We start from the raw sequence: 26,529 nt of genomic DNA, 5'->3' as shown, positions 1-26,529 counted from the left end.
TTTTGTGAAACATAGTTACAGAATAGTCTGAAGATATTTACTTTCTAATGAAATGTTTTACTATGAAGATATAAAAGCGTTTTATTGGAGGAGAAAAGATGGAAAAGTTAACAAATTGGGTTGAGCAGTCTTTAGTTCCAAAAGTATCAAAAATAACAAATTTAAGGTATTTTCAAGCACTTCGAAATGGTTTTTTTGCCATTATGCCCTTAACGATTATTGGGTCAATTTTTATGTTAATGACAGATTTTCCTGTTGCAGGGTATGAGGAGTTTATGGCTGGAATTTTTGGACCAAATTGGATTGGTTTTATTTCACCTGCTTATCGGGCAACTTTTAATATGATGGGCTTGATTTTTGCAGGAACGATGTCTTATAAATTAGCCGAAAGCTATAAAATGGATCAATTGACTTCGTTGGTTCTGGGGTTAGTGGCATACGTGGTTGTTCTGCCTAAGACTGTAATTACAGATTCGGGAGAAGTAGTTGAAAAAGTACTTTCCTTCAACTGGTTGGGAACACAAGGAGTCATTACGGCAATTATTATGTCGATTATTTCGGTAGAAGTGACCCGATTCTGTATTAAAAAGAACATTGTGATTCATATGCCAGAAAGTGTGCCTACGATGGTGAGTCGTGCATTTAGTGGATTAATTCCAGGTGTGTTTGTCGTCTTGGTTGCTTTAATTATAAATGGTGTCGGTGTGGTTGCATCAGATTCATTCCCAGAAATGATTTACGCTCTTGTTCAAGCACCGCTACAAGGAATAATTGGTCATCCTTTTGCAATTATTTTGGTTGCTGGATTAAATGGCTTATTGTGGTGGTTCGGGATTCATCCGACCGTTATCAATTCAATGTTGTATCCTATTTTGTACGCCAATGCGGATAAAAATCAAGCACTTGCTGAATTAGGGGAATTAACCACAAAAACAGGTAGCTTTGGTACCGTTCAAATGCTGGATCAGTTTGCGACGATTGGTGGTGCTGGTTGTACGATTGGTTTAGCGATTGCGATGCTTATTGTGGCTCGATCTTCACGAATGAAGGCTATGTCAAAAATTTCCTTTATTCCAGCACTTTTTAATATCAACGAGCCGTTAATTTTTGGTTTACCAGTTATTTTCAATCCCCTCATTTTAATTCCATTAGTGATAGCACCTGTTGTTTCTGTTCTAATTGCCTATATTTCAATGACGGTAGGATTTATGCCTTTATTTACAGGGATTCAGGCACCGTGGGCAACGCCGTTTATTTTCTCAGGGTTTTTAGTAGGGCATTGGCAAGGTGCAGTTACGCAAATTGTTGCAGTAGCAGCATCAGTCTTAATCTTTTATCCGTTTGTAAAAGCATTAGATAGTCAATACGAAAAAGAAGAGCACCATGAAATTCCAGATACGCTATAAAAAGGAGCAAGACTGATGGAAAAAAAATATGTAGAAAACATTTGTTGTGAAGTAGAAAAGGAATCGGTAAAAGAGTATCATGCAATGGCACCAGAAATTGTTCAAACCTCTTCTTTTCATTTTCCGACAGCTGAAGATTTTATCGCTTGTAGTGACGATGAAAAAAATAACTATGTGTATACACGAGGAACGAATCCTACGACCGAAATTTTAGAAAAAAAATTAGCTCGTCTAGAAGGCGGCGAAAAGTGTAAAGTCTTTTCATCTGGAATGGGCGCAATTGCTGCAACGATGTTTACCTTGTTAGAGCAAGGGGATCACGTCATTATGGTAAATACTATTTATGGCGAAGCGCTAGCTTTGATTAAGTATATGGAAAAATTTGGGATTGAACGAACAAAGATAGATGTTTCTTCAACAGATGAGATTGCGCTAGAAATTAAAAAGAACACGAAAATGATCTATTTTGAAAGTCCCTCTTCCCAAAAATTTGAATTACTGGATTTGGAAAAAATTGCAGCTATGGCAAAAAAACAACAAATTTTTACAGTAATTGATAGTACTTGGGCATCGCCATTGTTCCAGCACCCTTTATCCTATGGAATTGACTTAGTTATCCATTCTTGTTCAAAATATATCGGTGGACATTCAGATATTGTGGCTGGAGCAGTAATTGGTAGTGAACGATTAGTGGATAACATTTTTGAAAATGGACATCAATCTTTAGGGGCAACTAACAGCCCGTTTAACTCTTGGTTAGCGATTCGAGGGTTACGGACATTGGCTGTTCGAATGAATCATCAACATCAAGCAATTATTCAAGTATTGGATCATTTGCTGAAAGATCATCGTATCGCCAAAATTTTCCATCCGTATTGTGGAACAGTAGAACAAAAAGATCTAGCGGATAAGTACTTAAGTGGTTACGGTTCACTTTTTGCGATTGATTTAGTAGATGAAGATTTTGGGAAGTTGAAAAATTTTTTAAATGCTTTGGAAGTAGTGACAATTGGTGTTAGTTGGGGGGGCTTTGAAAGTCTAGCTTTACCAGCGTTTAAAGGCAACAATTTGGCAGCTATAGAAAAAAGAGGTCTTTCGCCAGCGCATGTTCGTTTATATGTTGGTTTAGAAGAGCCGATGTCGATTGTAGAAGATATTCAGCAAGCATTGGATACTGCTTATGGAAAATAACTAATTAATGGAGTGAACGAATCTGGGAAATCAGGGATAGTTCACTCCATATTTAATTTTCTGGTTTAAGACAGCTATTTCATCTATTAAACCATACAAAAATAATTAAAAAAGCGATGAAAAAAGGGGGTACGTACTTCAAAATCAAGTGACTGTAATTAGAACCAATTTCTTGTTCTTGTTGATAATAGGGGCTATTTAGATCTTCCCAATAATCTTTAAGCGTTCTAGACCAAAATAGGCCACCCGTTACTTTAGCTAAAAAAGCTGTTAAGAGGAGAATTCCTGTAAAAAGAAGACCATAGATTACAAAGATTAAAAAAGGGTAGCCACTCACTTAATTTTCCTCCAGATTATTTTTTTGTAATAGTTAATTGTTAATTCAAGTCACTAAAATCATGTTCAATAATTTCTTCTAGAATAAACTTTTCGCCATCAAAATGATACTTAAATAGAGAACAGTTTTGAATCCGACCACTTCTAGTAACCTCACTAGTATGCTCCCAACGACGATAAAAGTTGGCAATCGCTGCTCCGTGGGAAACAATCAAGATATTCTTCTCTGTTTTGTCCGCTACAATTAAGCCTATTTCCTCGCTGATTCGTTTTTCAACATCAACTTGGGATTCTCCACCAAATTGAACAAAAAAGTCTAGATAAGGAAGAGGGGGATTTAAATGTTCACCTTCTCCTTCATAGCTTCCAAAGTTCCATTCTCGTAAATTTTTTCTTCGTGTATAAGGAATATCTGTCAATATTTCTAAAGTATCACAAGCTCTTTCTGAAGTAGAAGAGTAAGCTTCATCAAATTGAATGTCTAAATTATCTAAATGTTTTCGAGCAATTTCAGCTTGTTTTATGCCTACTTCTGTTAAAGGGGAATCGCAAAATCCTTGGATTTTATGTTGTAAATTGAATAGCGTTTGTCCATGTCTTACTAAAAATACAGTGGTCATTTTATAGGTCCCTTCTAATTAAGTTGTCTAGTTATCTTTTGTTAAACTGTAGGGTCTAAAAACATTAGGAGTAGAATCATCCTTTTGAGAACGACTAAAAGGAACCATCAACATATTTCCATCTTCTAAGAAAGAAATTTTGTATTCTAATGATTTATCTTTTGTTAAAAAAGATAACAATGTATCTGTTTTTTCTAATAAAGTTACTTCTGTTTCGGTGTAATTTTCCTGATTTTGATTGCTTTTTTCTAACAATAGGATGGTTTTATTATGGAAAGTGGGTTTAATCATTATTTCAACAGGATAATCTGCTTCCGTAGATTTCCAAGAACCATAAATCTCTTCAATTTCGATTGCTGCTTTTCGCTCTAAATGAATGGGGGCGAAATCTCCTCCAGATGCAGGGTTTTTAGGGTCAAATTCAATTCTGTAAGAGGGAGCAACTGTTAATTTATCTTTTTCTAAAGAAAAGTGATAGGTCGATTTTTGATCTTCAAAAAGATGAGTAGTGATAGTATTATTATCAGTCGTTTCAATTACTAGCTTTTTTTCATCAAAAGTTAAGTAGCTTTCATCATAGGAAATTGTGTATTCACGTCGATTTTCAAACCAAGTGCCTGCTATTTCATTAACTAGAGATTTATCTATTTTAGAAGTAACTGCTTCAATATCTTTTTCTACCTTAGGGGGAGGATCGTTTTTACATCCTACTAGTAAGAATAACAAAATAATCAAGACATTTTTTTTCATTTCAACTCCTCAGGTTCCTTCCTGTTTTCTATTAATTATACTACTAATTAGAATGCGTTTACATATTTTTCTATCAATAAATTTCAAGGACAATTTTAAAGCGATAAGGTAGCAAAATTTATTTAGATAAAAAGTGTTTCATAACACGCCGTGAATAAATACACTACTTTTTTTAGTCTAACGTTATTTTTTCATTATTAAAGCTAGTTTTGAGCGATCGGCTATTTGATTCCGGTATTCTTTAGGTGAGTAGCTAGTTAACTTTTTGAAAATCCGAGAAAAGTAGTAAGGGTCTTGATAGCCCACCTTTTTAGCGATTTCATAAATTTTTAAATCTGTCATTTTTAGATATTTACAGGCTTGTTCAATACGTATCTCAATAAAATAATCGATTGGTGACTTGTTCAAGTATTTTTTGAAGATAGCGCTTACGTAACTTTGAGAAATATTTAGGTGTTTAGAAAGCTCAAATAGAGTCAAATCTTTTGAGATATTTTCATTCATGAAACGAATACTTTTAGTTAAGTAAGTGTTTTGTTGATTATGAGATAATCCATCTTTTAAGTAATGAATTTCAGTTAAAATTAGTTTCAATAGCTGAGTGGTGCAAATAATATTGTTCAGCGAGTTGTCTTTTTCAGCAATGTCAAATAAGTCAATAAAGTGTGTTTGTAAGAGTGCGTTTTTATGGGGCGTGTCAATGACAATTGGTTTCATATCGTTAATAAAAAATTCTTCCATTAAATTTGTTTCAAAATGAATCCATAATATGGACCAAGGATTGTTTACATCAGAATAGTATCGATGAGGAATATTTTTGGGAATACAGTAAAGGCTACCTCTGGCCAAGCAAAAAAGTTCTTTACCGATAATTTCAATCGTTCCTTCTCCTTCTAAGCAGTAAATCAGAATATTTTCCTTTTCTCCCTTGTGACGTTCCCGATAATGATACTTTGCGTCTGGATAATAGCCTAATTCATTGACAATAGTGTAGTTCACTAAAGCGTGACTTCTTGCTTCTTTTAAAAGCTTCGTTGGTAAAATGATATGTCGCTCATCTTTAAATCCGTCTCTCTTCTTTATAGAGTCCATTAAATCTCCCTCCTAATACCCGAATTTTATCAAATAAATGTAAAATAGTCCATGTTTAATTTGTTTATCCCATTTTTTTGTTTGCGTTTTCAAGTTAGTATGAAATCAACAAAGGGGAAAGGAATTGACCCAAAAAAGATTTCGTGTAAAAAAGAAGCAGTTATGACGTAAGCAAGGTATTTAGAATTACTAAAAAAATAGAAGGAGCGAGATAAAGATGACAGGAACAGTAAAAATCTGGGAAGAAAAGATTACAATGCCAACATATCTAACTTCTAAACCAGATAAAAATCCTCTTTTTTTTGAGAAGAGAGTGTATCAAGGGAGCAGCGGGAAAGTTTATCCCCATGCAATAACAGAAAAAATTTATGATGAGAAAGTATCCGTTGACTATCCAGCAGTTATTTTGGAGAATGATTATTTAAAAGTGGTAGTGTTGCCGACTTTAGGAGGAAGAATTCAGCGAGCCTATGATAAAACGAATGATTATGATTTTGTATACTATAATCAAGTGATTAAGCCGGCTTTAGTTGGTTTAATAGGACCGTGGATTTCAGGAGGGATAGAGTTCAATTGGCCACAACATCATCGTCCTTCCACGTACTTACCGACAGAATATGAGTTAGTTGAAAATAAGGATGGCAGTAAGACACTTTGGGTTAGTGAAATTGACAAGATGTATGGCACAAAAGGGATGGCAGGTTTTACCTTATATCCAGATTCTGCATATATTGAAATAACCGGAAAAGTTACCAATCGGACGGACACTCCCCAGACTTTTTTATGGTGGGCAAATCCTGCTGTTCCTGCCAATGATCACACCGTTTCAATTTTTCCGCCAGATGTTCACGCGGTTATGGATCATGGTAAACGTGCTGTATCAGACTTTCCAATTGCTACAGGAACCTACTATAAATACGATTATTCAGAAGGAATAGATATATCCAGATATAAGAATATAAAAGTGCCCACGTCTTATATGGCCTATCACTCAGACTATGATTTTATCGGTAATTACGACGAAAAAAAAGAAGCTGGCTTGCTTCATGTGGCAAATCATCATATTTCACCTGGGAAGAAACAGTGGGGTTGGGGAAATAGCGATTTTGGCTTGTCTTGGGATCGAAACTTAACGGATGAAGATGGTCCGTATATTGAATTAATGACAGGGGTATTTACCGACAATCAACCCGACTTCACTTGGTTAAAACCTTATGAAGAAAAAGAGTTCAAACAATATTTTATGCCTTATAAAGGGGTTGGTAGAGTTAAAAACGCTACGATAGAGGCCGCTGTTAACTTAGAAATTATAGATAATCAGTTAGTATATGCTGTGTATGCTACAAAAAAACAAGAAAAAGCAAAAGTGGTGATTACCTATAAAGATCAATCTATTTTAGAAGAAGTCGTTGAATTAAATCCGGCTTCCTATCTAAAGGGAAGTCTTGTTACACCAACAAATACTATGGATGATTCCTTAGTGATATCTGTTTATGATAGGGAAAATAGTTTGCTAGTTTCTTATACTGGCTTGAAGGAAGAATTGCAAGAACTACCGAAGCCAGCTGAAGCTTTACCAAAACCTCAGCTATTGAAAACGACAGAAGAACTTTTTTTAGCAGCGACTCATATTGAACAATATCGTCATGCCACATTAGATGCTGAGGACTATTATTTAGAAGGATTAAAGCGCGATGAGACAGATATTCGACTAAATAATGGTTATGGCATGTTTTTATATAAACGAGGACTATTTATTGAAAGTGAAAAATATTTCAAGCAAGCGCTAAAAAAACAAACATGGAAAACGCCTAATCCATATTACGGAGAACCTTCACTTAATTTGGGATTGGTACAAATGAAGATTGGAAAAATGGCAGAAGCTACCGATCACTTTTTTAAAGCAACCTGGAATGAAGATACTCAGGCGGCTGCTTTTTACCAATTAGCGATTATTTCGACACTAAAAGGAGAGTATCAAGAGGCGTTGATTCTGATTGACCAGAGCTTAGTTAAAAATAATCACCATATGAAAGCTAGAAATCTTAAAATTACGCTAAAAAGGCTGCTCAACCAAAAAATAGATGAATTAATTTCGGAAAACTTAGCAATTGATCCATTAGATTTGGGGACACATTATGAAAAATTTTTAAAAGAATCGACACACAAATGGAAAAAATTGATGCGAGATGAAGTCAACAATTATCTAGAGTTAGCATTAGATTATCTAAATTGGGGATTTTTAAGTGATGCTGAACAAATACTATTAAATTGCTCTGTTGAATTTCCGATGATTCATTACTATTTAGCGTATATAAAAATAAGACAAGGACAAGTTGATTCTGCCATTAAAGAGATAAAGAAAGCTGAAAGTATTAGCTCGACCTACTGTTTCCCCAATAAATTAGATGAAATTGAGATTTTAAACGCTACAATTGAGCTTTTGCCTGAAGACACAGGATTTGCTAAATATTATTTAGGGAATCTTTTCTATGACAAAAAACGGTATGAGGAAGCAATTACTCTTTGGGAAGAAAGTAGTTGTCAATTGAAACAATTTCCAACGGTTTACCGTAACCTTTCATTCGCATATTACAATAACTATGACGATCAAATAAGAGCCGAAGAGATGATTACTCATGCGGTTAATCTAGATAAGAATGATGCTCGTTTATTGCTAGAGCAGGACTTGATGAAACGTATCAACGGTGCTTCTAATGAAGAGAGAGTGAAGTTGTTAGAAGAACAAATGGCAGTCACTCAAGAACGTGATGACTTGTTTATTGTCTATATTTCTCTGTTAAATAGCCAAGGTCAATATGAGAAAGCACTTCATTGTTTAGAGAACAGACAATTTCATCCTTGGGAAGGTGGCGAAGGAAAGGTCAGTAGCCAATATCTATTCGCATTGATTGAAATGGCAAAAAAAATTCTAGAGCAACAACCGGAGCAAGCTATTGAATTATTGAAAAAATCTAAACGTTATCCTCACAATTTAGGTGAAGGGAAGTTGCCAAATGTACAAGATACTATAGCTGATTTTTATATTGCTAAAGCATATCAAGTTTTAGGAGACGAAGTTAATGCTCATAGCTATTTCATGAAAGCCTCGGAAGGAGATAGTCAGCCAGAAAGCGTTCTGTATTATTATGATCAGCCGGCTGATTCGATTCTTTATCGAGGAATGGCCTTTGAAGCACTAGGAAATGAGTCAAAAGCACGAAGCTGTTATCACCAACTGATTCGTTATGGAGAACTTCACATTTTTGAAGAAGTTACCTACGATTATTTTGCAGTATCATTACCAGAAACAGTAGTTTTTAAAAGAGATTTACAATTAGAAAATAAAATCTACTGCGAGTATTTAATCGCTTTAGGAAATATTGGCTTAAAAAATTATCAATTAGCCAAGGATAAATTGGAGCAACTCCTTCAAAAAGTGCCAGATCATCAAGGGCTAAAACGACATTTAGAAATGATTGAAAAAAATATATAGAGTAGAAGATGCGAGACAGTAGATTCAGAACATAAGGGTTTACTGTCTTTTCTTATTAAACTAAAAAAGTACCAGTGAAATACTGAGGAGTGATATTGACGTTGTGAAGCCGTTTAATGTAACTATCCATCGAAGCTATCCCAACTATCCAGAGTTAGTAAAAATCATGATAACGGGAGAGAGTATCGCTATCAGTTTACTTAATTATGGTGGGACTATTTCTAAATTAATGATCGCTGACCGATGGGGACAAAAAAAGAATATTGTTTTGAACTATCCAAATGAGTCAGAATATATCAGGCAACGCTCATTTATTGGAGCTGCGGTAGGCAGAGTTGCAGGTAGAATTAGCCAGGGGCTATGGTCATCTGATTACGGCAACTATCAGCTAGAAAAAAATGAAAATGACAGCACTCATTTACACGGAGGATCTGTTGGATTTGATACTATTTTTTGGAATTACCAAATTGTTGAGAAAAGAGATTATGTCCAAGTGATTTTTACTAAAGTGATCCCAGATAAGCTCGGTGGTTATCCTGGTAATTTAGACATGTCCATTTGCTACACTATTTTTGAAAGCAATCAACTATCTATTGAATATAAAGGAATATCTGATCAAAAAACGATTATAAATCCGACCAATCACAGCTATTTCAATTTATCGGGTAATTTTTCAAAAGATATTAGGGACCATATTTTAACATTAGATGCTTCTAATTATTTGCCGTTAAAGAAAGATAAAACGCCCACGGGAGAAATGTTATCAGTAAATGGAACTTCTTTTGATTTCAGGCAAGGGAGGCAGTTAAAAAATACATTGACTTCCAGTGAGGATCAAATTCTTCAAGAGGAGGGGCTAAATCATCCTTTTATATTGGATAAAGCTCGTGATGTTGATGCGAGATTGTTTCATCCAGAGAGTGGTAGAGCAATAGAAATACGAACAACGAATTCAGCAATTATTAGTTACTCTGGGAATCATTTTAGTGGAAAGCCTTTCGCAAAATATAGTGGCTTAGCTTTGGAAACTCAAGAATTGCCAGATGCGGTAAATCATCCATCTTTTGGCGCTATTGTTGTAGAAGCAAACCAAGTATTTTATCAGAAAACGGCATTTGAATTTTTTTCTAATTATTCTAGTAATTAAGTTTTTGGGTCAGAGATATTTTTATTAAATAACTTGATATTAATTATATTATTTATGTTAACATCATTGGATTAGATGATAAAAAATAGTGAGAGATTAGTGTAAAATAGTCTATCTTTCAAAGGTATCGTCCATTCATAAAATGAAAGCGCTGTAATATAATTTCATATAGTAGTGAATCATTGATAAACAAGGATAAAAGAGGAAGATGAATTGGGGGAGAATGTGTATGGATTATGAAATAGAATTTGATAATATTTCCAAATATTTCCCAGGAGTAAAAGCACTAGATGGAATCAGCTTTAAAGTTAAGAGTGGTGAGGTTTTAGCTTTTCTTGGAGAGAATGGCGCTGGCAAATCGACATTGTTAAAAGTAATTAATGGTGATTACCAACCTTCTCATGGGCGATATTTATTAAATGGTGAGGAAAAAAATTTCCATTCTCCTAATGAAGCAATTGAGGCTGGAATCAGTATTATTTATCAAGAACGTCAAATATTGATGGAGCTTTCAGTAGCTGAGAATATCTATTTAGGGAATTTACCTAAAAATAAAATGGGGATTATAAATAAAAGAAAATTAAGGAATAATGCTCAGAAAATAATTGATGAATTTGGTTTGGCAATTAAACCGAATACATTGGTAAAGGATTTAAGTATTGCTCACCAACAAATGGTAGAAATAATGAAAGCGTATGCTAGAGATAATTTAAAATTAATTGCGTTTGATGAACCAACCGCTAGTTTAAGTGATTTAGAAATTGAAAGTTTATTTAAAATCATTCAAAAACTTAAAAATGAAGGAAAAATGATTATTTATGTTACTCATAGAATGAAAGAAATTCAAGAAATTGCTGATAAAGTAGCAATTTTTAAAGATGGAAAATATGTTGATACCGTGAACCCTCGTGAAATAGACGAAGAAAAAATGGTGGAGTTAATGGTAGGGCGAAACATTGGAAACGTTTATTCTGAATTAGATCGAAACCAAAAGCTAGGAGAAGTTGTTTTAGAAGTCTCTGGGCTGACTACTGACTATGTGGAAGATAGCTCATTCTCTATTCGAAAAGGTGAAATAGTTGGTTTTTCTGGACTTGTTGGGGCTGGTCGTACAGAAGTGATGAGAGGAATTATTGGAGCTGATTCTGTTATAAAAGGATCTATTTCCATTGACGGTAAGCTCAAAAAAATTAATTCTCCTAGAGAAGCGATGGAGGCCGGAATTGTTTTAGTCCCAGAAGATCGAAAGACCCAAGGAATTCTAGCTAATTTAAGTGTGGGAGAGAATATTAGTGTATCAATGCTAAAGAAAAATAGTCGGCTATTTGGAATTATTGACCGGAAAAAAGAAAATACTCAGATCAAAGAGTCAATCAAAAATTTTAATATTAAAACGCCTGACAGTAAAAAGAAAATAATTGAACTAAGTGGTGGTAATCAACAAAAAGCGATTGTGGCAAGGTGGGTGAATACAAAACCAAAAGTGCTAATTTTAGACGAGCCTACGAAAGGGATAGATATTGGTGCAAAAGCTGAATTTTACAAAATGATTTGTGAGTTTGCTAAGCAAGAAATGGCGGTTATTCTTATTTCCTCTGAGTTACCAGAGGTTATGGGACTGTCTGATAGGATTATTGTAATGAAATCAAGAAAAATTGTTGGGGAAGTAAGAAGAGAGGATGCTAGTGAAAGTAAGCTACTATCCTTGGCAATGTTTGGTGTAGAAAAAGAAAAGGAAGTGAGTATCTAATGGAAACAAATAAATACGTAAGCAATGAAATTGCAGATGAAGGAAAGACAACCGGATTCAGTAAAGTAATCAAAAAAATTCCGAGTGATAAAATAGTGCTGTCTTTAGCGATTGTTTTTATCTTCATTCTATTTGCAAGTTTAAATCCGAATTACGCTTCTACAACAAACATTATTAATATTTTTGTGGCAGCTTCATTAACCGGATTAGTTGCAATTGGAGCTACTTATTTAATTATTGCTGGAATGAATGACCTTTCTCCAGGTTCAGTAGTTGCATTTACCTCTGTATTGTCTGCAGTTTTGTCAACCAACTTCAAATTGAATTTTGGTTTAGTTCTGTTAATTACAATTATTGCAGGTGGTTTAGTTGGCATATTTAATGCATTCATGGTTAATAAGATTCAGTTGGACCCCTTTATTGCAACACTTGTAACCCAGTCGATTTTTAGAGGAGTAGCCTATATTATTTGTGAAGGAAAACCTGTTCCTGTAAATAATGCTACCTTCAATGCTTTTGGAACGATGCGGATTTTTAATGTACCAATTCCTGTAATCATTTTAGTAATATGCCTCATTTTATTTGGATTGATCTTGTCAAAAACAGTATTTGGTAGAAGTATTTATGTTATTGGAGGAAGTAAAGATGCAGCTAGGTTAGCTGGATTAAATCCTCAAAGAATTGTTCTAATCTGCTACATTTTGATGGGAATTTTTTGTGCAATTGGTGGGATCACATTATCAGGTCGAATGAGCTCTGGGCAACCAGCTGCTTCAGTGGGACTAGAATTTGATGCTATCACGGCTGTTATTTTAGGTGGCGTTTCCTTTTCTGGTGGTGTTGGTGATATGTTTGGCACAGTATTAGGGGTACTAATTCTTCAAAGTTTTAATACGGGATTAATTATGACAGGCGTACCTACATTTTGGCAATTTGTTGCTAGAGGATTATTGCTATTGTTAGCGTTAACCTTTGATTTCTTCAGAAAGAAAAAACGTGAAAAAGGATTAATTGAAGCAAGTAAAAAAAATCTATAATAATAAACTTTTGGAGGAGAAAAAATGAATCAGTTGAAAAGAGTCATCAAAGTAACTGTAGTATTACTAACCCTTTTATTAATAGCTGGGTGTAGTAACGGGCAGAAAAAAGGTGCCGGAGAAAAGAAAGTTGTATATGGTATTTATAAAGCTGGAGATCAAACCTGGTTTATTGATGAAGGAAAGGCTGCTGAAAAAAAAGTAAAAGAAATGGGTGGCGAATTTATCTATGTGGATGCTAAAATGAATCCTGAAGAATATTTAAAAGCCATTGACAATGCGGTTGCTAATCAAGCGGCAGGCATCATTACCTGTATTCCAGATCAACAATTATCTCAAGCTACAATCAATAAGCTAAAAGCAGCTGAAATACCAGTTGTAGCGGTTGATGATGCACTTCAAGATGAGAGTGGGAAGAAGCTGGCTCCATGGGTAGGGATTGACGGCTATTCAATTGGTAAGAAAAATGCTGAGTGGATGGTTGATTATATGGAAAAAAACAAATTAGTGGATGATGCAGAAACGGAAATCTTAATTTTAACTATGGATACTGTTTCTTCTTGTGTTCCTAGAACGGACGGGATGAAGGATGTCTTGAAAGAAAGAATTCCAAATTATCCAAAAGAAAAAATAAATACTGCCGATTATAATGGAGAAACCGAAAAAGGATTCAATGCGGCTTCTGCAATCATTACGGCAAAACCTAAGGTAAAAAAATGGATGATTTTGTCTGCAAATGAGGAAGGCGCTATCGGTGCTGTAAGAGCGATTGAACAAGTTGGTTTGGAAGAAGAGTCTGCGGTAATAGGGCTAGGAGCTTATTTAGCAAAAGATGAATTTAACTCTGGGAAGAAAGCGATGAAAGCTGCTACTTATTTCTCTTCGGATGCTGTTGGAGCAGACTCGGCTGAAATGTTAATGAATCATATTAAAGATGGTAAAAAAATGCCTGAAGAACAGGCTGTAGATGCTGTTATTGTAACTCCAGAAAATTATAAAGAAGTGATGGGAAAAGCAGCAGAATAACAAAAAATGAAATTAGCTAAAAAGTCGCTCTCAAACTTTTATTATCCAGATAAAAGTTTGAGAGCGGTTTTTATTATTTTTTTTAAATGTTTGAAGAATTAAATTGGGATAGAAGTGATAAATTAAAAGTTAGTTGGATTGTTCCTCTTGATTTAGTTTGCCAATTTTAGCTAATTAAAGAGGTTTCCAAAAAAACTAGTTATATTTTCCCAAATTCCAGCAAAAAAGCCTTTTGAACCATCTAATTTCCCTTTAAGTAAATCTCCGAATTTGCCTAATTCATTGCCTAAATTATTGATAGTCTTTTCAAAGCCTTTGCTAATTTTGTCTAACTGCGCCAATGATTCTTTACTTAAAACTCCTTCTGTTGTTTGATACCTTTGCGCTAGAGCAACTAAGCTTGAAATATCTGCAGAACTTACATATTCACTAATGTTATTTTTTGCCAGAGCATCATCTACAATTTTTTGAACTTCTTCTTTTGTAGCAGTTTTCCCTTGTTGCTCTTTAAAATCAGCTAGAGCTTTTTTGATGTCTACTAAGGTTTGACTTAATTGAGTTTTTTGAGCTTCATCAAGTTTTTCTTGCTCAGAATCAGTTAGATTTTGATTCTCATTTACCTTGTTTGATTGATTAATAATGGATTGAGCGATTTGTGAGGAAATTTCTAATTCATCTTGTGCTAGTTGTGCACGATCTGCATTCACCTCTTCGCCATTTTTTTCAAAGGCTTTATAAACACCTGTCAAAGCACTCTCCCCAGTAACTCTTACTACACTTCCAACTTTAATCGTTGCATCAGTAATGCCGGCAGTAATTAAAGGGTTTTTATATTGATCGGCAGTGATGGAGGTAATGTTTTCTGGTGTTACAATGTCAACATTGATTCCTTTTCCCGCATTTTCCCTTGTTACGAGAACCGAACTTAGCATCACACTATCGTCGCCGCTGCCACTGCCTAAATATTTAATCAAGTCAGCACCTGTTGCAGTAGTTGAAGTAACATCATTTGGATTAACATCCAAAATTTTCATTGTTTCTTGTAATTGTGTAGAAGTAAGACCAGCTCCGGAAACAAAAGTTGGTTTACCCCATCGTTCATTTACCACAGGACTAGAATTTTCAGTAGCCAATGCTAGTGGTGTATTTAATTGTGAAACACCAAAGATAGTAACGGCTAAAAGAGCAAAACTTTTTTTGAAATTTATCATGGTTATCCTCCTATTAATAAAATATACATATACAGACTACTAGTAAAAGCAAAAGAATTAAATAGATACGCTCATCATTAAGAAGAAATTTAAGTTTTTATAACTAACTATAAAGAATGTATAGAAAATCGAATACTTGGTTACATTGGGTTAGTATCTGAGGATGGCCATCTATGTTTAATATATTCGATACTGATGAAGAATTTGCCTAGTGTCAAAATATCACCGAGAAAGCACAAAAATATTAATCAGCTATAGTTCAACAAGATCCGTTTATAGGTGCTGATATTTTACAGTACCTGTATTTGGATGACAAAAAATAATTTTAAAGGAATCGCCATCTTCGTTCACAAAAAAAGTGGGTCAATCAGCAAAGTTTTGTTGATTGACTTACTTTTTTATAGCATTTATACAATAGAGATCTGCTTAAAGGGAAGGTTTTCTTGATTTCCATAGTTCATTTAGTTCTGTGTATCGAGGTTCAGCTTGGATGAAACTCAAATCCAAGGGGGCAAATAGAGCGTCAAATGATTTTGATGGGAAAAGATTTCTTGTATCCACTGACTTACTTTCAATATGTTTGTATAAGGGAGAGTCGCTCGCGGTCCAGATTTGTAGCTGTTCTTCTTGTAATTTCTCTAAAAGATCTAATGTAGGATTGATTTCATTTTTATAGATACTTTGTATAAGCTCTGCTAAAATACTTAGCATTGGAGCGAGATCAAACATTTTGCTTGTTTGTTTAGCTAAATAGCAGTAATACTCAATTTCTTTAAAGTTGTTTAGTTCAACCGAAAGTTGTAATTTCGTGAGAAGTGCATTGTATAGGTGTGAAGCATCGTTTAGGATTGTTTTCTCAATCAGTTTATTTGCTTCCAAAAAGTCTTTTTTAGCAAGAGCTAGTTGAAGCTCTGTACTTTTTTTGTCCAAAATAATTGAGTCCGTCTTATCCAAAAGTTCTTGTGCTTCATTCCATTTTTTAGCTCGAATCAGCATTCTTATTTTTGCCAGTCTTGCTGAGAAACGAATCGTCGGCTCTTCACTGTTTTCAATAGAGGATAAAAAAATGTTGATTTTTTTGAAGTATTTTTCTTTTTCATGTGCCTCATAGTCTTTTGAAATCAAGGTTCCTTCTAATAACGTCGTTATTTTTATAATGAATACTTCATCACTAGGAAACTCTTTAACTTTTGTTTCTACTTGTTCAAAAGCTGATTCAAGGCTCTCATTTTCAATTAATTCAAGGACTTTTAACGAGAATTGGTTGATGTCATTTGGAGTCATTTTCGCTTGGAAGTTGAATAAAGTGTTAAGGTCAATCTTAAATAGACGTGCAAGAATTGGAAGTAAAGTAATATCAGGGAATGTTTGTCCAGTTTCCCATTTGCTAACTGCTGGAGTCGAAACCCCCATATATTCAGCAACCTGTTCTTGAGTTAAACCTAATTCTTTTCTTTTTTCTTTCATTACTTTGTTGAAAACCATCATAATTCCTCCTATTTAAAGCCTCTATTTAGATTCTATATTTAGAGTAACGCGAAGTTGATTCATTGACAATGGAGCATATGTTAATTATTACGAACAAAATTTAACAGGCAGTTATTTTCTAAAATAATCATTGCATCTAGTGAGAAGTTTTTTTGAGTAGACAAAAAGGACAGAATGGAAAGGAGTTGATGATTCACTTTGTTTATTTTATTTTTTTAGAGCAATCATAGGCACAATAGAAAGAAGCAGCGATCTGTTTTTTCTATTCTAACTGAATCTATAATCTATGTTTGATGAAAAGTGAAGCTATTTTATAGAATAAAAAATATTTTTTATTGAAAAAAAATTGTTGTATTAAAGGGCAGATATTGTTACTATTAAATAAAAGTGGTAACGCTTACAAAAAATGGTTGATGATTACGGGAGAGAGCAAAAAAATAATGCCGCCGAAGGAATAAACAGTGAAACATGCAGGCTTTTACTGTGAAGATCTCAGGTAAAAGGACCGTAATTTGACAAAACTCTGGAGAGCATAGCGCACCGAAGGAGCAATCCTTAAATTAGAAGGAGAATCTCTCAGGTTCATAACAGAGGATAACTGCATTAATGAATGCTGCTGTCCTCTTTTTGTGTTAGCCCAAAAGCGAGCATCAGTAATGATAGAAAGTGAGGAAAAAAATGGATAAAAAAGTACCTTTGCACGAATGGCATGTGGCGAATGGCGGGAAAATAGTTCCTTTCGCAGGTTATTTATTACCAGTTCAGTATCAAGAAACGGGGGTTATCAAAGAACATTTATCAGTCAGGAATCGAGCGGGAATTTTTGATGTATCTCACATGGGAGAAGTAATTTATGAAGGAAAAGATGCTTTAGCTAATATTCAAAAAATTCTTACCAATGATTTTTCTAAAATGACAGTGGGGCAAGTTCGTTACAGTGTTATGTGTAATGATGATGGTGGCGTCGTTGATGATCTGTTAGTCTACAAACAGGCAGAGGATAAGTATTTGATGATAATCAATGCTGGCAACAGAGAAAAAGATATTCAATGGATGAAAAAGCATTTATTTGGTGATGTTACATTTGAAGATAGGTCAGAACAAATTGGACAAATTGCGTTGCAGGGACCAGAATCAAAAGAGATTTTAGAAAAATTAGCAGATCCGGCAATGTTACCAAAAAAATATTACACTTTTGTCGAAAATATAGCCGTTGCTGATGTCCCTTGTTTGATTTCCAGAACAGGATACACTGGTTCTTTTGGCTATGAATTATATTGCCAAGCGGACGATATCCATCATTTATGGCAAGCTTTGTTAGAAGCAGGCAAAGAATTAGGCCTCACTCCTTGTGGTTTAGGTGCCCGGGATACATTGCGCTTAGAAGCTTCAATGCCATTATATGGACATGAGATGAATGAAGAAATTACTCCTTATGAAACAGGACTAGGATTTACTGTCAAAATGGAAAAAGAAAATTTTATTGGCAAACAAGCATTATTGGAAAAAAGAAAACCGCAACTTACTCGAGTTGGCATCGAACTAATTGGTCGGGGAATCGCTCGTGAAGAAGCGGACATTGTTTTAAAAAATGGACAAAAAATCGGAAAGACAACTTCTGGAACATATAGTCCCTATATTGCAAAAGCAATTGCGATGGCGTTAGTCGATAAAGAATTTTCAGCAATTGACACAGAAATAGATATTGTCGTTCGTAATAAAAAAATACCGGCAAAAATTGTTCAAACCCCATTTTACAAATGGTAATTAAATAAAAGGAGTGTTTTTAATGTCAGAATTGAAATTTACAAAATCACATGAATGGGTGAAAGTAGAAGGAGAAACGATGAAAATTGGTATCTCTGATTATGCACAAGAAGAGCTAGGAGACATTGTTTATATTGATTTACCAGAAGTCGATGATGACGTAACAAAAGAAGAAAGCTTTGCGGATATTGAGTCAGTAAAGGCAGCAAGTGAGTTATATTCTCCAGTGACAGGCGTGATTAGTGCCGTGAACGAAGAATTGGAGGATGCCCCAGAGTTAATTAACTCTGCACCTTATGATGCTTGGATTATGGAAGTAAAAGGAACGGTTGATCTGTCTGAACTGATGACAAAAGAAGAATATGAGGACTTTGTCAAATCAGAAGCGTAAATACTTGAAAAAGGAGGTTGAGAGATGGCTAATTACTTAGGGACAACACCCCAAGAGCAAAAAGAAATGTTGCATCAAATGAACTTGCAAACAGTTGATGAATTATTTCAAGAAATTCCTACTAGTGTCAAAATTGATAAATTAGCACTTCCCTCAGGTGAATCAGAATTAAAAGTCAAAAAGAAAATGCTAGAATTGGCGAATAAGAATAAGGTCTATTCAACGATTTTTCGAGGTGCAGGAGCGTATAGACATTATATTCCAGCAATTGTTAATCAAATAGCGAGTAAAGAGGAATTCGTTACCGCCTATACTCCTTACCAACCGGAAATAAGTCAAGGATTGCTTCAATCTATCTTTGAATATCAAACAATGATTTGTGAATTAACGGGAATGTCAGCTTCAAATGCATCGGTCTACGATGGAGCAACTGCGGCGGCGGAAGCAATCAACATGTGTATAGAGAAAAAAAGAAATAAAGTGCTGGTTTCAGCAACGATGCATCCGATGACTTTAGCCACAATCCAGACGTATTATAAGTCTAGAGATATTGACATCGTGATTGTTCCTGAAAAAAATGGTCAAATTGACTTAGACAGTTTAAATCAATTAATTGATGACACAGTTGCTTGCACTATGATTCAACAACCGAATTATTATGGTCTACTAGAAGAGGTAGAGACTGTAATTGAAGAGACTAAGCGATGTAAAGCTAAAGCGATTGTTGCTGTGAATCCAACGGCGATTTCACTGATAAAAAGTCCTGGTGAAATGGGTGCAGATATTGCAATTGGTGAGGCTCAATCATTGGGTTTACCGTTAAATTTTGGTGGTGCTTATATCGGATTTATTGCTACGACAAACAAAATGATGCGTCGTTTACCAGGAAGAATCGTCGGAGAAACAACTGATGTAAATGGAAAACGAGCATTTGTTTTAACGTTACAGGCTCGGGAACAACATATCCGAAGAGAAAAAGCGGCATCTAATATCTGTTCCAATGTTGCCCATTGCGCATTAACGGTTTCTATCTATCTAAGCGCACTCGGTCCAAATGGTCTAAAAAGAACAGCCCAACAATGTTACGACAAAGCCCACTATATGGCTGAAGAGTTAACAGCTTTGGAAGGGGTTAAGTTAGTCAATAAAGGGAATTTCTTTCATGAATTTCTAATTGAATTTCCGATAGATCAAGAAAAAATATTGCTTCAATTAGAAAAAAAAGGGATCTTAGGTGGTTTACCAACCGAAAGAGGGGTACTCTGGTGTGTTACTGAAATGAACACGAAAGAAGAAATTGACAAAACGGTAACTTTGATTGCTGAAATTCTTGCTGGCAAGGGGGAAAAATAATGAAATTGATATTTGAACGGTCAATTGAAGGCTATGAAAATGATTGGATTGGTTCAAGTGATGTCCCGTCTTATAATCTTCCCAATCAATTTGTACGGCAACAAGACTTGAAATTGCCAACCGTTTCTCAAAATGAGTTGAGTCGTCATTATACAGAATTAGCGAAAGCGACCTTTGGCGTTAACGATGGCTTCTATCCTTTAGGCTCTTGTACGATGAAATATAATCCGAAAATCAATGATGAAGTGGCTAGTTTTTCGGGTTTTAAAGAGATTCATCCATTGCAGCCAGTATCTTCGATTCAAGGATGCTTAGAAACATATGTTTTAGCTGAGCGTTGGTTTTCTGAAATCAATGGAATGGATGCATTTACTTTTCAGCCAGCAGCAGGTGCTCATGGGGAATTTACAGCTTTATTAATGATTAAGGCTTATCATCAAAAAAATGGAGACACTAAGCGAACGAAAATTATTATTCCAGATTCTGCTCATGGAACGAATCCAGCAAGCGCAGCAATGGCTGGTTTTGAAATTGTGAATGTCGCGTCGGATCAAAATGGTTGTGTCGATTTAGCAGCTTTAAAAGCGGCGGTAGGGGAAGATACAGCAGGTTTGATGTTAACGAATCCTAATACAGTTGGTATCTTTGACAAAAATATTTTAGAAATTACAGACATTGTCCATCAAGCAGGCGGTTTAAATTATTATGATGGAGCCAACTTAAACGCCATCATGGGTGTAGTCCGCCCAGGAGATATGGGCTTTGATGTTGTTCATTTAAATATTCATAAAACATTTTCTACACCTCATGGGGGTGGCGGACCAGGACTAGGACCAGTGGGCTGTAAAGGTTTATTGAAGGAGTTTTTACCAGATCATTATCCACTTATGACAGAAGAGGGACAGTTTGATTTTTCTACACCTAAATCAACGATAGGGATGGTAAAAGGTTTTTACGGTCACTTTTCTATTTTAACGAGAGCCTTGACCTATGTGTTAATGTTAGGGGCTGAGGGGATATCTGCTTCCTCAAAAACTGCGGTTTTGCATGCAAACTATATGTTAAACGGCTTAAAAGATAAATACGAAGTTCCTTATGGTAGTCACTGTATGCATGAATTCGTGCTTAGTTTAGAAAAAGTGAAAAAAGATACTGATGTTTCTGCTTTGGATATAGCGAAAGCACTTTTAGACTACCAAATGCACCCGCCAACTATGTATTTTCCAATGATTGTGCCAGAAGCTTTAATGCTTGAACCAACAGAAACAGAGTCGAAGAAAACAATGGACGAAGCCATTCAAGTGTATTTAGAGCTGTATGATTTGGCTTATGAAAATGGCGAACAATTCCATGAATTTCCTAAAAATACGTTAGTTGGTCGCCTAGATGAAGTAAAGGCTGCAAGAAGTCCGATAGTGCGTTACCAATTTACGGAATCGGGGGACTGAAGATGTACGATTTAATTGTCATTGGTGCGGGTCCAGGTGGATACGTAGCCGCCATTAAAGCCGCACAACTTGGGATGACGGTTGCTATTATTGAGAAAGAAAATGTCGGCGGGACTTGCTTAAATCGTGGATGTATCCCAACGAAAACCTTGCTACATGCTGCGGAAATAATTGAAGAAACAAAAATAGGAAAAGGAAGTGGCATTCACTTTGAAGAAATGAGAATCGACTTTCAACAGCTTTACCAAAGAAAAAATGAAGTGGTTAGTAAACTAGTTGACGGCATTGAAAATTTATTAAAGAGTAATGGGGTCGTAACGATTTTTGGAACAGCTGAAATTATCGGTGAACATGAAGTTCGTGTTGGAGAAGAGAAATTATCAGCAAAAAATATTCTCATAGCAACTGGTGGGAAACCAATCGTGCCGCCAATTAAAGGAATCAACTTACCCCAAGTGTTAACCAGTGATGGACTGCTAGCTGAGGCACCAAAATTTAAACAATTAGTGATTGTCGGTGGAGGGATAATCGGTGTTGAGTTTGCTAGTATCTTCAATGCGTTCGATTGTGAGGTATCACTTGTAGAAGCAAGCGATCGATTGTTACCGAATTTTGACAAAGAAGTATCTAAAAAAATGACTTTGCTCCTTAAGAAAAAAGGAATTGCTGTGCATACCAAAGCAAGTGTAACGGAAATCCAAGACCAAAAAGGAAAGTTAGCTTGCTTTTTCAAAAATAATAACGGCCAGGAGATGAGCATTGCTTGCGATAACCTTCTAGTTGCGACAGGTAGAAAAGCTAGTTTTACTCATTTATTTGCTGAACATATAAGCTGTGAAGCAAATCCACAAGGGCTTAAGGTTAACCCCTCTTTTCAAACTTCGATTCCATCTATATACGCTATTGGGGATGTTGTGAGTGGCAACATGCAATTGGCTCACGTTGCTTCTGCGCAGGGAGTAAATGCTGTTTTAGCAATGAATAAAAAAGAACCAGAGTACGATTTATCCCTTGCTTCATCTTGTGTTTATACGTCCCCTGAGCTTGCTTCGGTAGGAATCGATGAAGCTTTTGCAAAGGCAGAGGAGATCCCTGTGAAAATCGGCAAATATAACATGGCTGGAAATGCTAAAAGTATGATAGTGGGGAATGAATTAGGCTTTATCAAGGTGATTAGCCATGAACAGACAGGGGAGGTACTGGGTGCCCAACTTATGTGTGAACGAGCAACAGATATGGTTGCGCAATTTGCTGAAATGATTCATCAAAAAGTGACGCTTCAAGAGGCGCTTCAAGTTATTTATCCGCATCCTACATTTAGCGAAGGAATTGGAGAAGCCCTAGAAAGTTCTCTTGGGCAGGCGATTCACGTTGCACCTGCGAGAAGGAAGTAGTTAACTTGTTAACTAGGGAAGGAATTAAGTCTAATTTAATAGATAGGTCTTAAGTAAGAGCCTGAGCCGTAAAGTTAGAAGTTATGTCTCAGGTTTTTAGAATCTAACGAATTGCTAGAAAACAATTTTTTTACGCAAACGATTTATTATATAAATATTATTTTTCTCAAGAGAATTAATTTTTTTATGCTATACTGTTTTGTATAGAAAGTTGCCTAGTTGATCCATTCTATCAGTAATATCAAGTGAAAAAAGCTATGCAGCAAGGACTTAATACTGAAAGTGATGAGAATAATTTCGGGAAAATCAACGCTTTCTAAAATTCATTTTTTAAATAGGGAGGGAAAAGTATGAAAAACGGGAACAAAATATTTTATGGTTGGTGGGTTGTTGCAGGTTGTGTTGTTATTACCGCAACTGTTGTCCCTTTAGTGATGGCGCTCTCTGGAAAATATGCTCTTGCGGTGACAGCCGATTTAGGGATTAATCGTAGTCAATTTATGTTGGCAAATACGATTGTGCAATTAATGGGAATTATTTTATCCCCTATTGTGTCAAAAAGAGCTGCATCAGGTCAAATGAAATTATTACAAGTTGGAGGAATTATTGGTTTTTGTCTTAGTTATTTTTCTTATTCTTTTGCACAAAGCGCATTGCATTTGTATATCGCTTCTTTCTTTGTTGGAATCTTCTTTTGGTCATCTACGATGATTCCTGTTAGTTACATGATTACCATGTGGTTTAAAGAAAAACGTGGGTTAGCCATGAGTATTGCTATGGCAGGAATTGGTTTAGGCGGAGCAATTTTTTCACAAGTCGTGACATTCTTTTTAAATGATTACGGTTGGCGAACCACCTATCAATTGATGGCAGGAATAGCGTTAGTTTGTGCATTACCAATTGCCTTGTTTGTTTGTAAAAGCTCCCCAGCGGAAAAGGGATTAGTGGCTTATGGCGCTGACCTGGAACCTGAGAAACAATCAGAAGGAGCAATCGAGGAAAGTAAAGATTCTGCGATTACGGTGAAAGAATCTTATGGGAAATTATTCTTTTGGTTAATTATGTTAGGCATGTTCTTTAATGGTTTAATCAATACAGGTGCCTTAGCGAACTTTCCAGCGGCAATTCAAGAAATGCATGATCCAGTTACTTCAGCGAATATTATTTCCATTTACTCATTGGTGGGCATCTTCGGAAAGTTGATGCTAGGTTGGATTAATGATAAATATGGTTTAATTGCTAGTAGTGTTTTTGGTTGCGGGTCTTTTCTATTGGCTTTTGTTTTGATGATTTTCGGTCAAAACTTAGGCGTTATCTATTTAATGGCTTTTTCATTTGGATTAGGAACGCCGATTGGTACAGTTTCTCCGCCATTGCTTGCAGCAGGGGTTTTTGGTCAGAAAAATTATCCAGAAGCGTATGGTTTGATTAGTAGTGTAATGACAGTTGGAACAGCCCTAGGCTCTGTTTTTGTAGCAAGTATTTTGGATATGACGAGTTCTTATCAAATCGCTTGGCTCTTTATGATCGTCTTTACTTTCTTGACACTTGTTAGTTGGATTGGTTCTTATTTAACCTCTAGAAAATATTTTGGTCAGTCAAAGCCAATTGTAGAAGATATAGAATTAGCAGAATAAAGGAGAGCAAATCATGAATGTAAAAGAAAAATTAATCGCAGCACTACGAGAAAAAGAAACTAGAATGATTGACATCCGTCGCTACTTACATCAACATCCAGAATTATCGTTTCATGAAACAGAAACAGCAAAATATATTGCGAATTTTTATATCGAGAAAGGATTAGATGTAGAGGTAGAAACCGATGTAAATGGTGAACATGGAGTCATTGTAACCATTGATTCTGGCAAACCAGGGAAAACATTAGCGATTCGTGCGGATTTTGATGCACTCCCAATTGAAGAAGAAACCGAATTGCCTTTTGCTTCTGAAAATAAAGGAGTCATGCATGCCTGTGGACATGATGGGCATACTGCTTATATGTTAGTTTTAGCAGAAACATTAGCTGAAATGAAAGAGGAGCTTCATGGGAAAATAAAGGTATTCCATCAACCAGCAGAAGAAACACCACCAGGTGGGGCTATTGGAATGATTAAGGCTGGCTGTTTAGATGGCGTAGATAATGTTGTAGGAATCCATGTTATTAGCACAGCTCCTTTTGGTAAAGTCCTCTATTGTGAAGGAGAGATGCACTCCGCTCGTTCATTCTTTAAGTTAACCATTGAAGGGAAAGGTGGACATGGTTCTTCCCCGCATGTAGCGAATGATGCAATTGTGGCAGGTAGTTATTTTGTCACTATTTTACAAACGATCATTAGCCGCCGCATCAATCCTTTTGATATGGGCGTTGTAACGATTGGTTCATTCGATGGAGCAGGAAGCTTTAACGTTATTAAAGATAAAGTGACGTTAGATGGAGATGTTCGTGCCATGAGTGAAAAAGCTCGTAGTATTATTGATGCAGAAATTAAACAAATTTGTGACGGTTTAGAGGTTACTTTTGGCGTGAAATGTCGCTTAGAATATACAACAGATTATCCTGTAGTTTACAATGATCCTACGTTTACGAGACAAGTTGTTGATATTTTAAAAAATACGAAACTAGATGGAGTAGACGGGATTGAACAAACAGTACCACAGCCACCGTCAGAAGATTTTGCCTATTTTGCCGAAAAAGTACCTAGCACGTTTATTCACGTAGGTGGACAAGTCGAAGACAAACCAACATATTTCCACCATCATCCTAAATTTGACTTTAATGAAAAAGCATTGCTAGTCTGTGCAGAAGTGATGGGAAGTATCGTAGTTGATTATTTAAATGAAGCAAAGTAAGAATAAAGTAAAGCTAATGGCTGATTTCTTAATTATTTCAAGTAAATGATGAAGGGATGAAAGACTGGTGAAAGTAAAGATTAGAGAAAAATTTTTATTATTAATTGGACTTATACTAATTAGTACCTATTTGATTGCAAAATACTTTTTTTCTACAAATTTATCCAATATATATATATCAGGTTGTTTGCTGATTATTGCTGGTTCTCTTTTCCAAGTATGGAATATTGTGAAGTATGCGCAGAAAAAGTAGTTATTCTAGGATTAGTAGGATTTGTTTGCATTTATGGTTTATATATATTTGTTGTCTATTTGATTTATTCTTTAAACTAACGATTGAATAGTGGTTGACCAGAACAAGCAAAAATTATGCTAGTTCATTAAGTTGTCTATTTTACTGGACCAAACCGACCATTGTAGAGAAATTTTTTTGTCTCTGAATAACGAAGAGTTGTACCGAAAAACTACTACTTAGTAGTCTCGGTAGAGCTCTTTTTTTTTTGCGTAGAATTTGAGGCAATCGAAGCGAAGGTTAGATTTGACTCTCTATTTACCGCTTATTTGGATTTAGCGTACGAATAAATGGCGAGAAAAAAGTAGCTACAGTAGGGAGGTGATATGACGTTCCTTTTACCACTTTTTATAATGTAGTTGCTGTATTTTAGAAAGTTTTAATTCATGCTGTTAGCTACTTATTTATGAATGATTCACCGAATTTTAAATTTTTAGGTTGACCTGTAATTCTTTTTTCAAGGGAGCAATATTTTGAAAAACAT

General features: G+C 35.4%; 20 protein-coding genes and 1 riboswitch. Of the genes, 14 read left to right on the top strand and 6 right to left on the bottom strand.

Going from position 1 to position 26,529, the window contains the following annotated elements; translation table 11 throughout:
• Positions 1-98: 98 nt before the first annotated feature.
• The gene (locus tag BCR26_RS05345) at positions 99-1,406 is read left to right on the top strand and encodes a PTS sugar transporter subunit IIC (RefSeq protein ID WP_069697943.1); all 1,308 of its coding nucleotides are present in this window, start codon (positions 99-101) and stop codon (positions 1,404-1,406) included.
• 15 nt (positions 1,407-1,421) lie between these two features.
• Complete coding sequence (locus BCR26_RS05340; protein WP_069697942.1) at positions 1,422-2,597, top strand: aminotransferase class I/II-fold pyridoxal phosphate-dependent enzyme; 1,176 nt, start codon at positions 1,422-1,424, stop codon at positions 2,595-2,597.
• Positions 2,598-2,676: 79 nt separating this feature from the next.
• Here the strand turns inward: BCR26_RS05340 and BCR26_RS05335 are convergent, their stop codons facing one another.
• The 4 genes from BCR26_RS05335 to BCR26_RS05320 all read right to left on the bottom strand — a co-directional run bounded on the left by BCR26_RS05335 (position 2,677) and on the right by BCR26_RS05320 (position 5,395).
• Positions 2,677-2,934, bottom strand: a complete 258-nt coding sequence (locus BCR26_RS05335; RefSeq protein WP_069697941.1) for a hypothetical protein — start codon at positions 2,932-2,934, stop codon at positions 2,677-2,679.
• A 40-nt stretch (positions 2,935-2,974) separates the two neighbouring features.
• Positions 2,975-3,553 carry a histidine phosphatase family protein gene (locus tag BCR26_RS05330; protein WP_069697940.1) on the bottom strand — a complete coding sequence of 193 codons (579 nt, stop codon included), beginning with the start codon at positions 3,551-3,553 and terminating at the stop codon, positions 2,975-2,977.
• 27 nt (positions 3,554-3,580) lie between these two features.
• Positions 3,581-4,303: a hypothetical protein gene (locus BCR26_RS05325; protein ID WP_069697939.1), complete on the bottom strand. Its 723-nt coding sequence runs from the start codon at positions 4,301-4,303 to the stop codon at positions 3,581-3,583.
• Between the two features lie 183 nt (positions 4,304-4,486).
• Entirely contained in the window at positions 4,487-5,395 is a 909-nt protein-coding gene (locus BCR26_RS05320) for a helix-turn-helix transcriptional regulator (RefSeq protein WP_069697938.1), read from the bottom strand.
• Between the two features lie 217 nt (positions 5,396-5,612).
• Here BCR26_RS05320 and BCR26_RS05315 point away from each other — a divergent pair, with 217 nt between their 5' ends.
• The 5 genes from BCR26_RS05315 (at position 5,613) to BCR26_RS05295 (ending at position 13,851) form a co-directional block, all read left to right on the top strand.
• Positions 5,613-8,891, top strand: a complete 3,279-nt coding sequence (locus tag BCR26_RS05315; protein ID WP_069697937.1) for a DUF5107 domain-containing protein — start codon at positions 5,613-5,615, stop codon at positions 8,889-8,891.
• Between the two features lie 103 nt (positions 8,892-8,994).
• Positions 8,995-10,038, top strand: a complete 1,044-nt coding sequence (locus BCR26_RS05310) for an aldose epimerase family protein (RefSeq protein WP_084387032.1) — start codon at positions 8,995-8,997, stop codon at positions 10,036-10,038.
• Positions 10,039-10,267: 229 nt separating this feature from the next.
• On the top strand, positions 10,268-11,788 hold the full coding sequence (locus BCR26_RS05305) for a sugar ABC transporter ATP-binding protein (protein ID WP_069697936.1): 1,521 nt from the start codon (positions 10,268-10,270) through the stop codon (positions 11,786-11,788).
• Complete coding sequence (locus tag BCR26_RS05300) at positions 11,788-12,825, top strand: ABC transporter permease (protein WP_084387031.1); 1,038 nt, start codon at positions 11,788-11,790, stop codon at positions 12,823-12,825. Before BCR26_RS05305 ends, BCR26_RS05300 begins: the two co-directional genes overlap by 1 nt.
• 24 nt (positions 12,826-12,849) lie before the next feature.
• Entirely contained in the window at positions 12,850-13,851 is a 1,002-nt protein-coding gene (locus tag BCR26_RS05295; RefSeq protein ID WP_069697935.1) for an arabinose ABC transporter substrate-binding protein, read from the top strand.
• A gap of 170 nt (positions 13,852-14,021) precedes the next feature.
• Here BCR26_RS05295 and BCR26_RS05290 read toward each other — a convergent pair whose 3' ends face one another.
• Complete coding sequence (locus BCR26_RS05290) at positions 14,022-15,059, bottom strand: DUF1002 domain-containing protein (protein WP_379962735.1); 1,038 nt, start codon at positions 15,057-15,059, stop codon at positions 14,022-14,024.
• Positions 15,060-15,488: 429 nt separating this feature from the next.
• Positions 15,489-16,547, bottom strand: a complete 1,059-nt coding sequence (locus BCR26_RS05285) for a helix-turn-helix domain-containing protein (RefSeq protein WP_069697933.1) — start codon at positions 16,545-16,547, stop codon at positions 15,489-15,491.
• A 413-nt stretch (positions 16,548-16,960) separates the two neighbouring features.
• A riboswitch (glycine riboswitch) is annotated at positions 16,961-17,068 on the top strand.
• 160 nt (positions 17,069-17,228) lie between these two features.
• Here BCR26_RS05285 and gcvT point away from each other — a divergent pair.
• From gcvT to BCR26_RS05250, 7 genes are all read left to right on the top strand, one after another.
• Complete coding sequence (gene gcvT, locus BCR26_RS05280) at positions 17,229-18,317, top strand: glycine cleavage system aminomethyltransferase GcvT (protein ID WP_069697932.1); 1,089 nt, start codon at positions 17,229-17,231, stop codon at positions 18,315-18,317.
• A gap of 22 nt (positions 18,318-18,339) precedes the next feature.
• Positions 18,340-18,708, top strand: a complete 369-nt coding sequence (gene gcvH, locus BCR26_RS05275) for a glycine cleavage system protein GcvH (protein ID WP_084387029.1) — start codon at positions 18,340-18,342, stop codon at positions 18,706-18,708.
• Positions 18,709-18,732: 24 nt separating this feature from the next.
• A complete protein-coding gene (gcvPA, locus tag BCR26_RS05270; protein ID WP_069697930.1) occupies positions 18,733-20,061 on the top strand; it encodes an aminomethyl-transferring glycine dehydrogenase subunit GcvPA in 1,329 nt (442 codons plus the stop codon).
• Positions 20,061-21,509 carry an aminomethyl-transferring glycine dehydrogenase subunit GcvPB gene (gene gcvPB / locus BCR26_RS05265; protein WP_069697929.1) on the top strand — a complete coding sequence of 483 codons (1,449 nt, stop codon included), beginning with the start codon at positions 20,061-20,063 and terminating at the stop codon, positions 21,507-21,509. The genes gcvPA and gcvPB overlap by 1 nt, the downstream gene beginning before the upstream one ends.
• A 2-nt stretch (positions 21,510-21,511) precedes the next feature.
• Positions 21,512-22,903, top strand: a complete 1,392-nt coding sequence (gene lpdA / locus BCR26_RS05260) for a dihydrolipoyl dehydrogenase (RefSeq protein WP_069697928.1) — start codon at positions 21,512-21,514, stop codon at positions 22,901-22,903.
• Positions 22,904-23,253: 350 nt separating this feature from the next.
• Complete coding sequence (locus tag BCR26_RS05255; protein ID WP_069697927.1) at positions 23,254-24,540, top strand: MFS transporter; 1,287 nt, start codon at positions 23,254-23,256, stop codon at positions 24,538-24,540.
• A 13-nt stretch (positions 24,541-24,553) separates the two neighbouring features.
• Positions 24,554-25,753, top strand: a complete 1,200-nt coding sequence (locus tag BCR26_RS05250) for an amidohydrolase (RefSeq protein ID WP_069697926.1) — start codon at positions 24,554-24,556, stop codon at positions 25,751-25,753.
• The last annotated feature ends 776 nt before the right edge of the window (positions 25,754-26,529 follow it).

It is taken from the genome of Enterococcus rivorum (assembly GCF_001742285.1).
Classification (GTDB): Bacteria; Bacillota; Bacilli; order Lactobacillales; family Enterococcaceae; genus Enterococcus_L; species Enterococcus_L rivorum.
Note: the sequence above shows the minus strand (reverse complement) of the source record. Positions and strands in the feature narration are given on the sequence as shown.

What these genes read in the sequence shown, in the direction of transcription:
- BCR26_RS05345 (WP_069697943.1), top strand. Translation starts at nt 99, where the DNA reads ATGGAAAAGTTAACAAATTGGGTTGAGCAGTCTTTAGTTCCAAAAGTA.
- BCR26_RS05340 (WP_069697942.1), top strand. Translation starts at nt 1,422, where the DNA reads ATGGAAAAAAAATATGTAGAAAACATTTGTTGTGAAGTAGAAAAGGAA.
- BCR26_RS05330 (WP_069697940.1), bottom strand. Translation starts at nt 3,553, where the DNA reads ATGACCACTGTATTTTTAGTAAGACATGGACAAACGCTATTCAATTTA.
- BCR26_RS05325 (WP_069697939.1), bottom strand. Translation starts at nt 4,303, where the DNA reads ATGAAAAAAAATGTCTTGATTATTTTGTTATTCTTACTAGTAGGATGT.
- BCR26_RS05320 (WP_069697938.1), bottom strand. Translation starts at nt 5,395, where the DNA reads ATGGACTCTATAAAGAAGAGAGACGGATTTAAAGATGAGCGACATATC.
- BCR26_RS05315 (WP_069697937.1), top strand. Translation starts at nt 5,613, where the DNA reads ATGACAGGAACAGTAAAAATCTGGGAAGAAAAGATTACAATGCCAACA.
- BCR26_RS05305 (WP_069697936.1), top strand. Translation starts at nt 10,268, where the DNA reads ATGGATTATGAAATAGAATTTGATAATATTTCCAAATATTTCCCAGGA.
- BCR26_RS05300 (WP_084387031.1), top strand. Translation starts at nt 11,788, where the DNA reads ATGGAAACAAATAAATACGTAAGCAATGAAATTGCAGATGAAGGAAAG.
- BCR26_RS05295 (WP_069697935.1), top strand. Translation starts at nt 12,850, where the DNA reads ATGAATCAGTTGAAAAGAGTCATCAAAGTAACTGTAGTATTACTAACC.
- BCR26_RS05285 (WP_069697933.1), bottom strand. Translation starts at nt 16,547, where the DNA reads ATGGTTTTCAACAAAGTAATGAAAGAAAAAAGAAAAGAATTAGGTTTA.
- gcvT (WP_069697932.1), top strand. Translation starts at nt 17,229, where the DNA reads ATGGATAAAAAAGTACCTTTGCACGAATGGCATGTGGCGAATGGCGGG.
- gcvH (WP_084387029.1), top strand. Translation starts at nt 18,340, where the DNA reads ATGTCAGAATTGAAATTTACAAAATCACATGAATGGGTGAAAGTAGAA.
- gcvPA (WP_069697930.1), top strand. Translation starts at nt 18,733, where the DNA reads ATGGCTAATTACTTAGGGACAACACCCCAAGAGCAAAAAGAAATGTTG.
- gcvPB (WP_069697929.1), top strand. Translation starts at nt 20,061, where the DNA reads ATGAAATTGATATTTGAACGGTCAATTGAAGGCTATGAAAATGATTGG.
- lpdA (WP_069697928.1), top strand. Translation starts at nt 21,512, where the DNA reads ATGTACGATTTAATTGTCATTGGTGCGGGTCCAGGTGGATACGTAGCC.
- BCR26_RS05255 (WP_069697927.1), top strand. Translation starts at nt 23,254, where the DNA reads ATGAAAAACGGGAACAAAATATTTTATGGTTGGTGGGTTGTTGCAGGT.
- BCR26_RS05250 (WP_069697926.1), top strand. Translation starts at nt 24,554, where the DNA reads ATGAATGTAAAAGAAAAATTAATCGCAGCACTACGAGAAAAAGAAACT.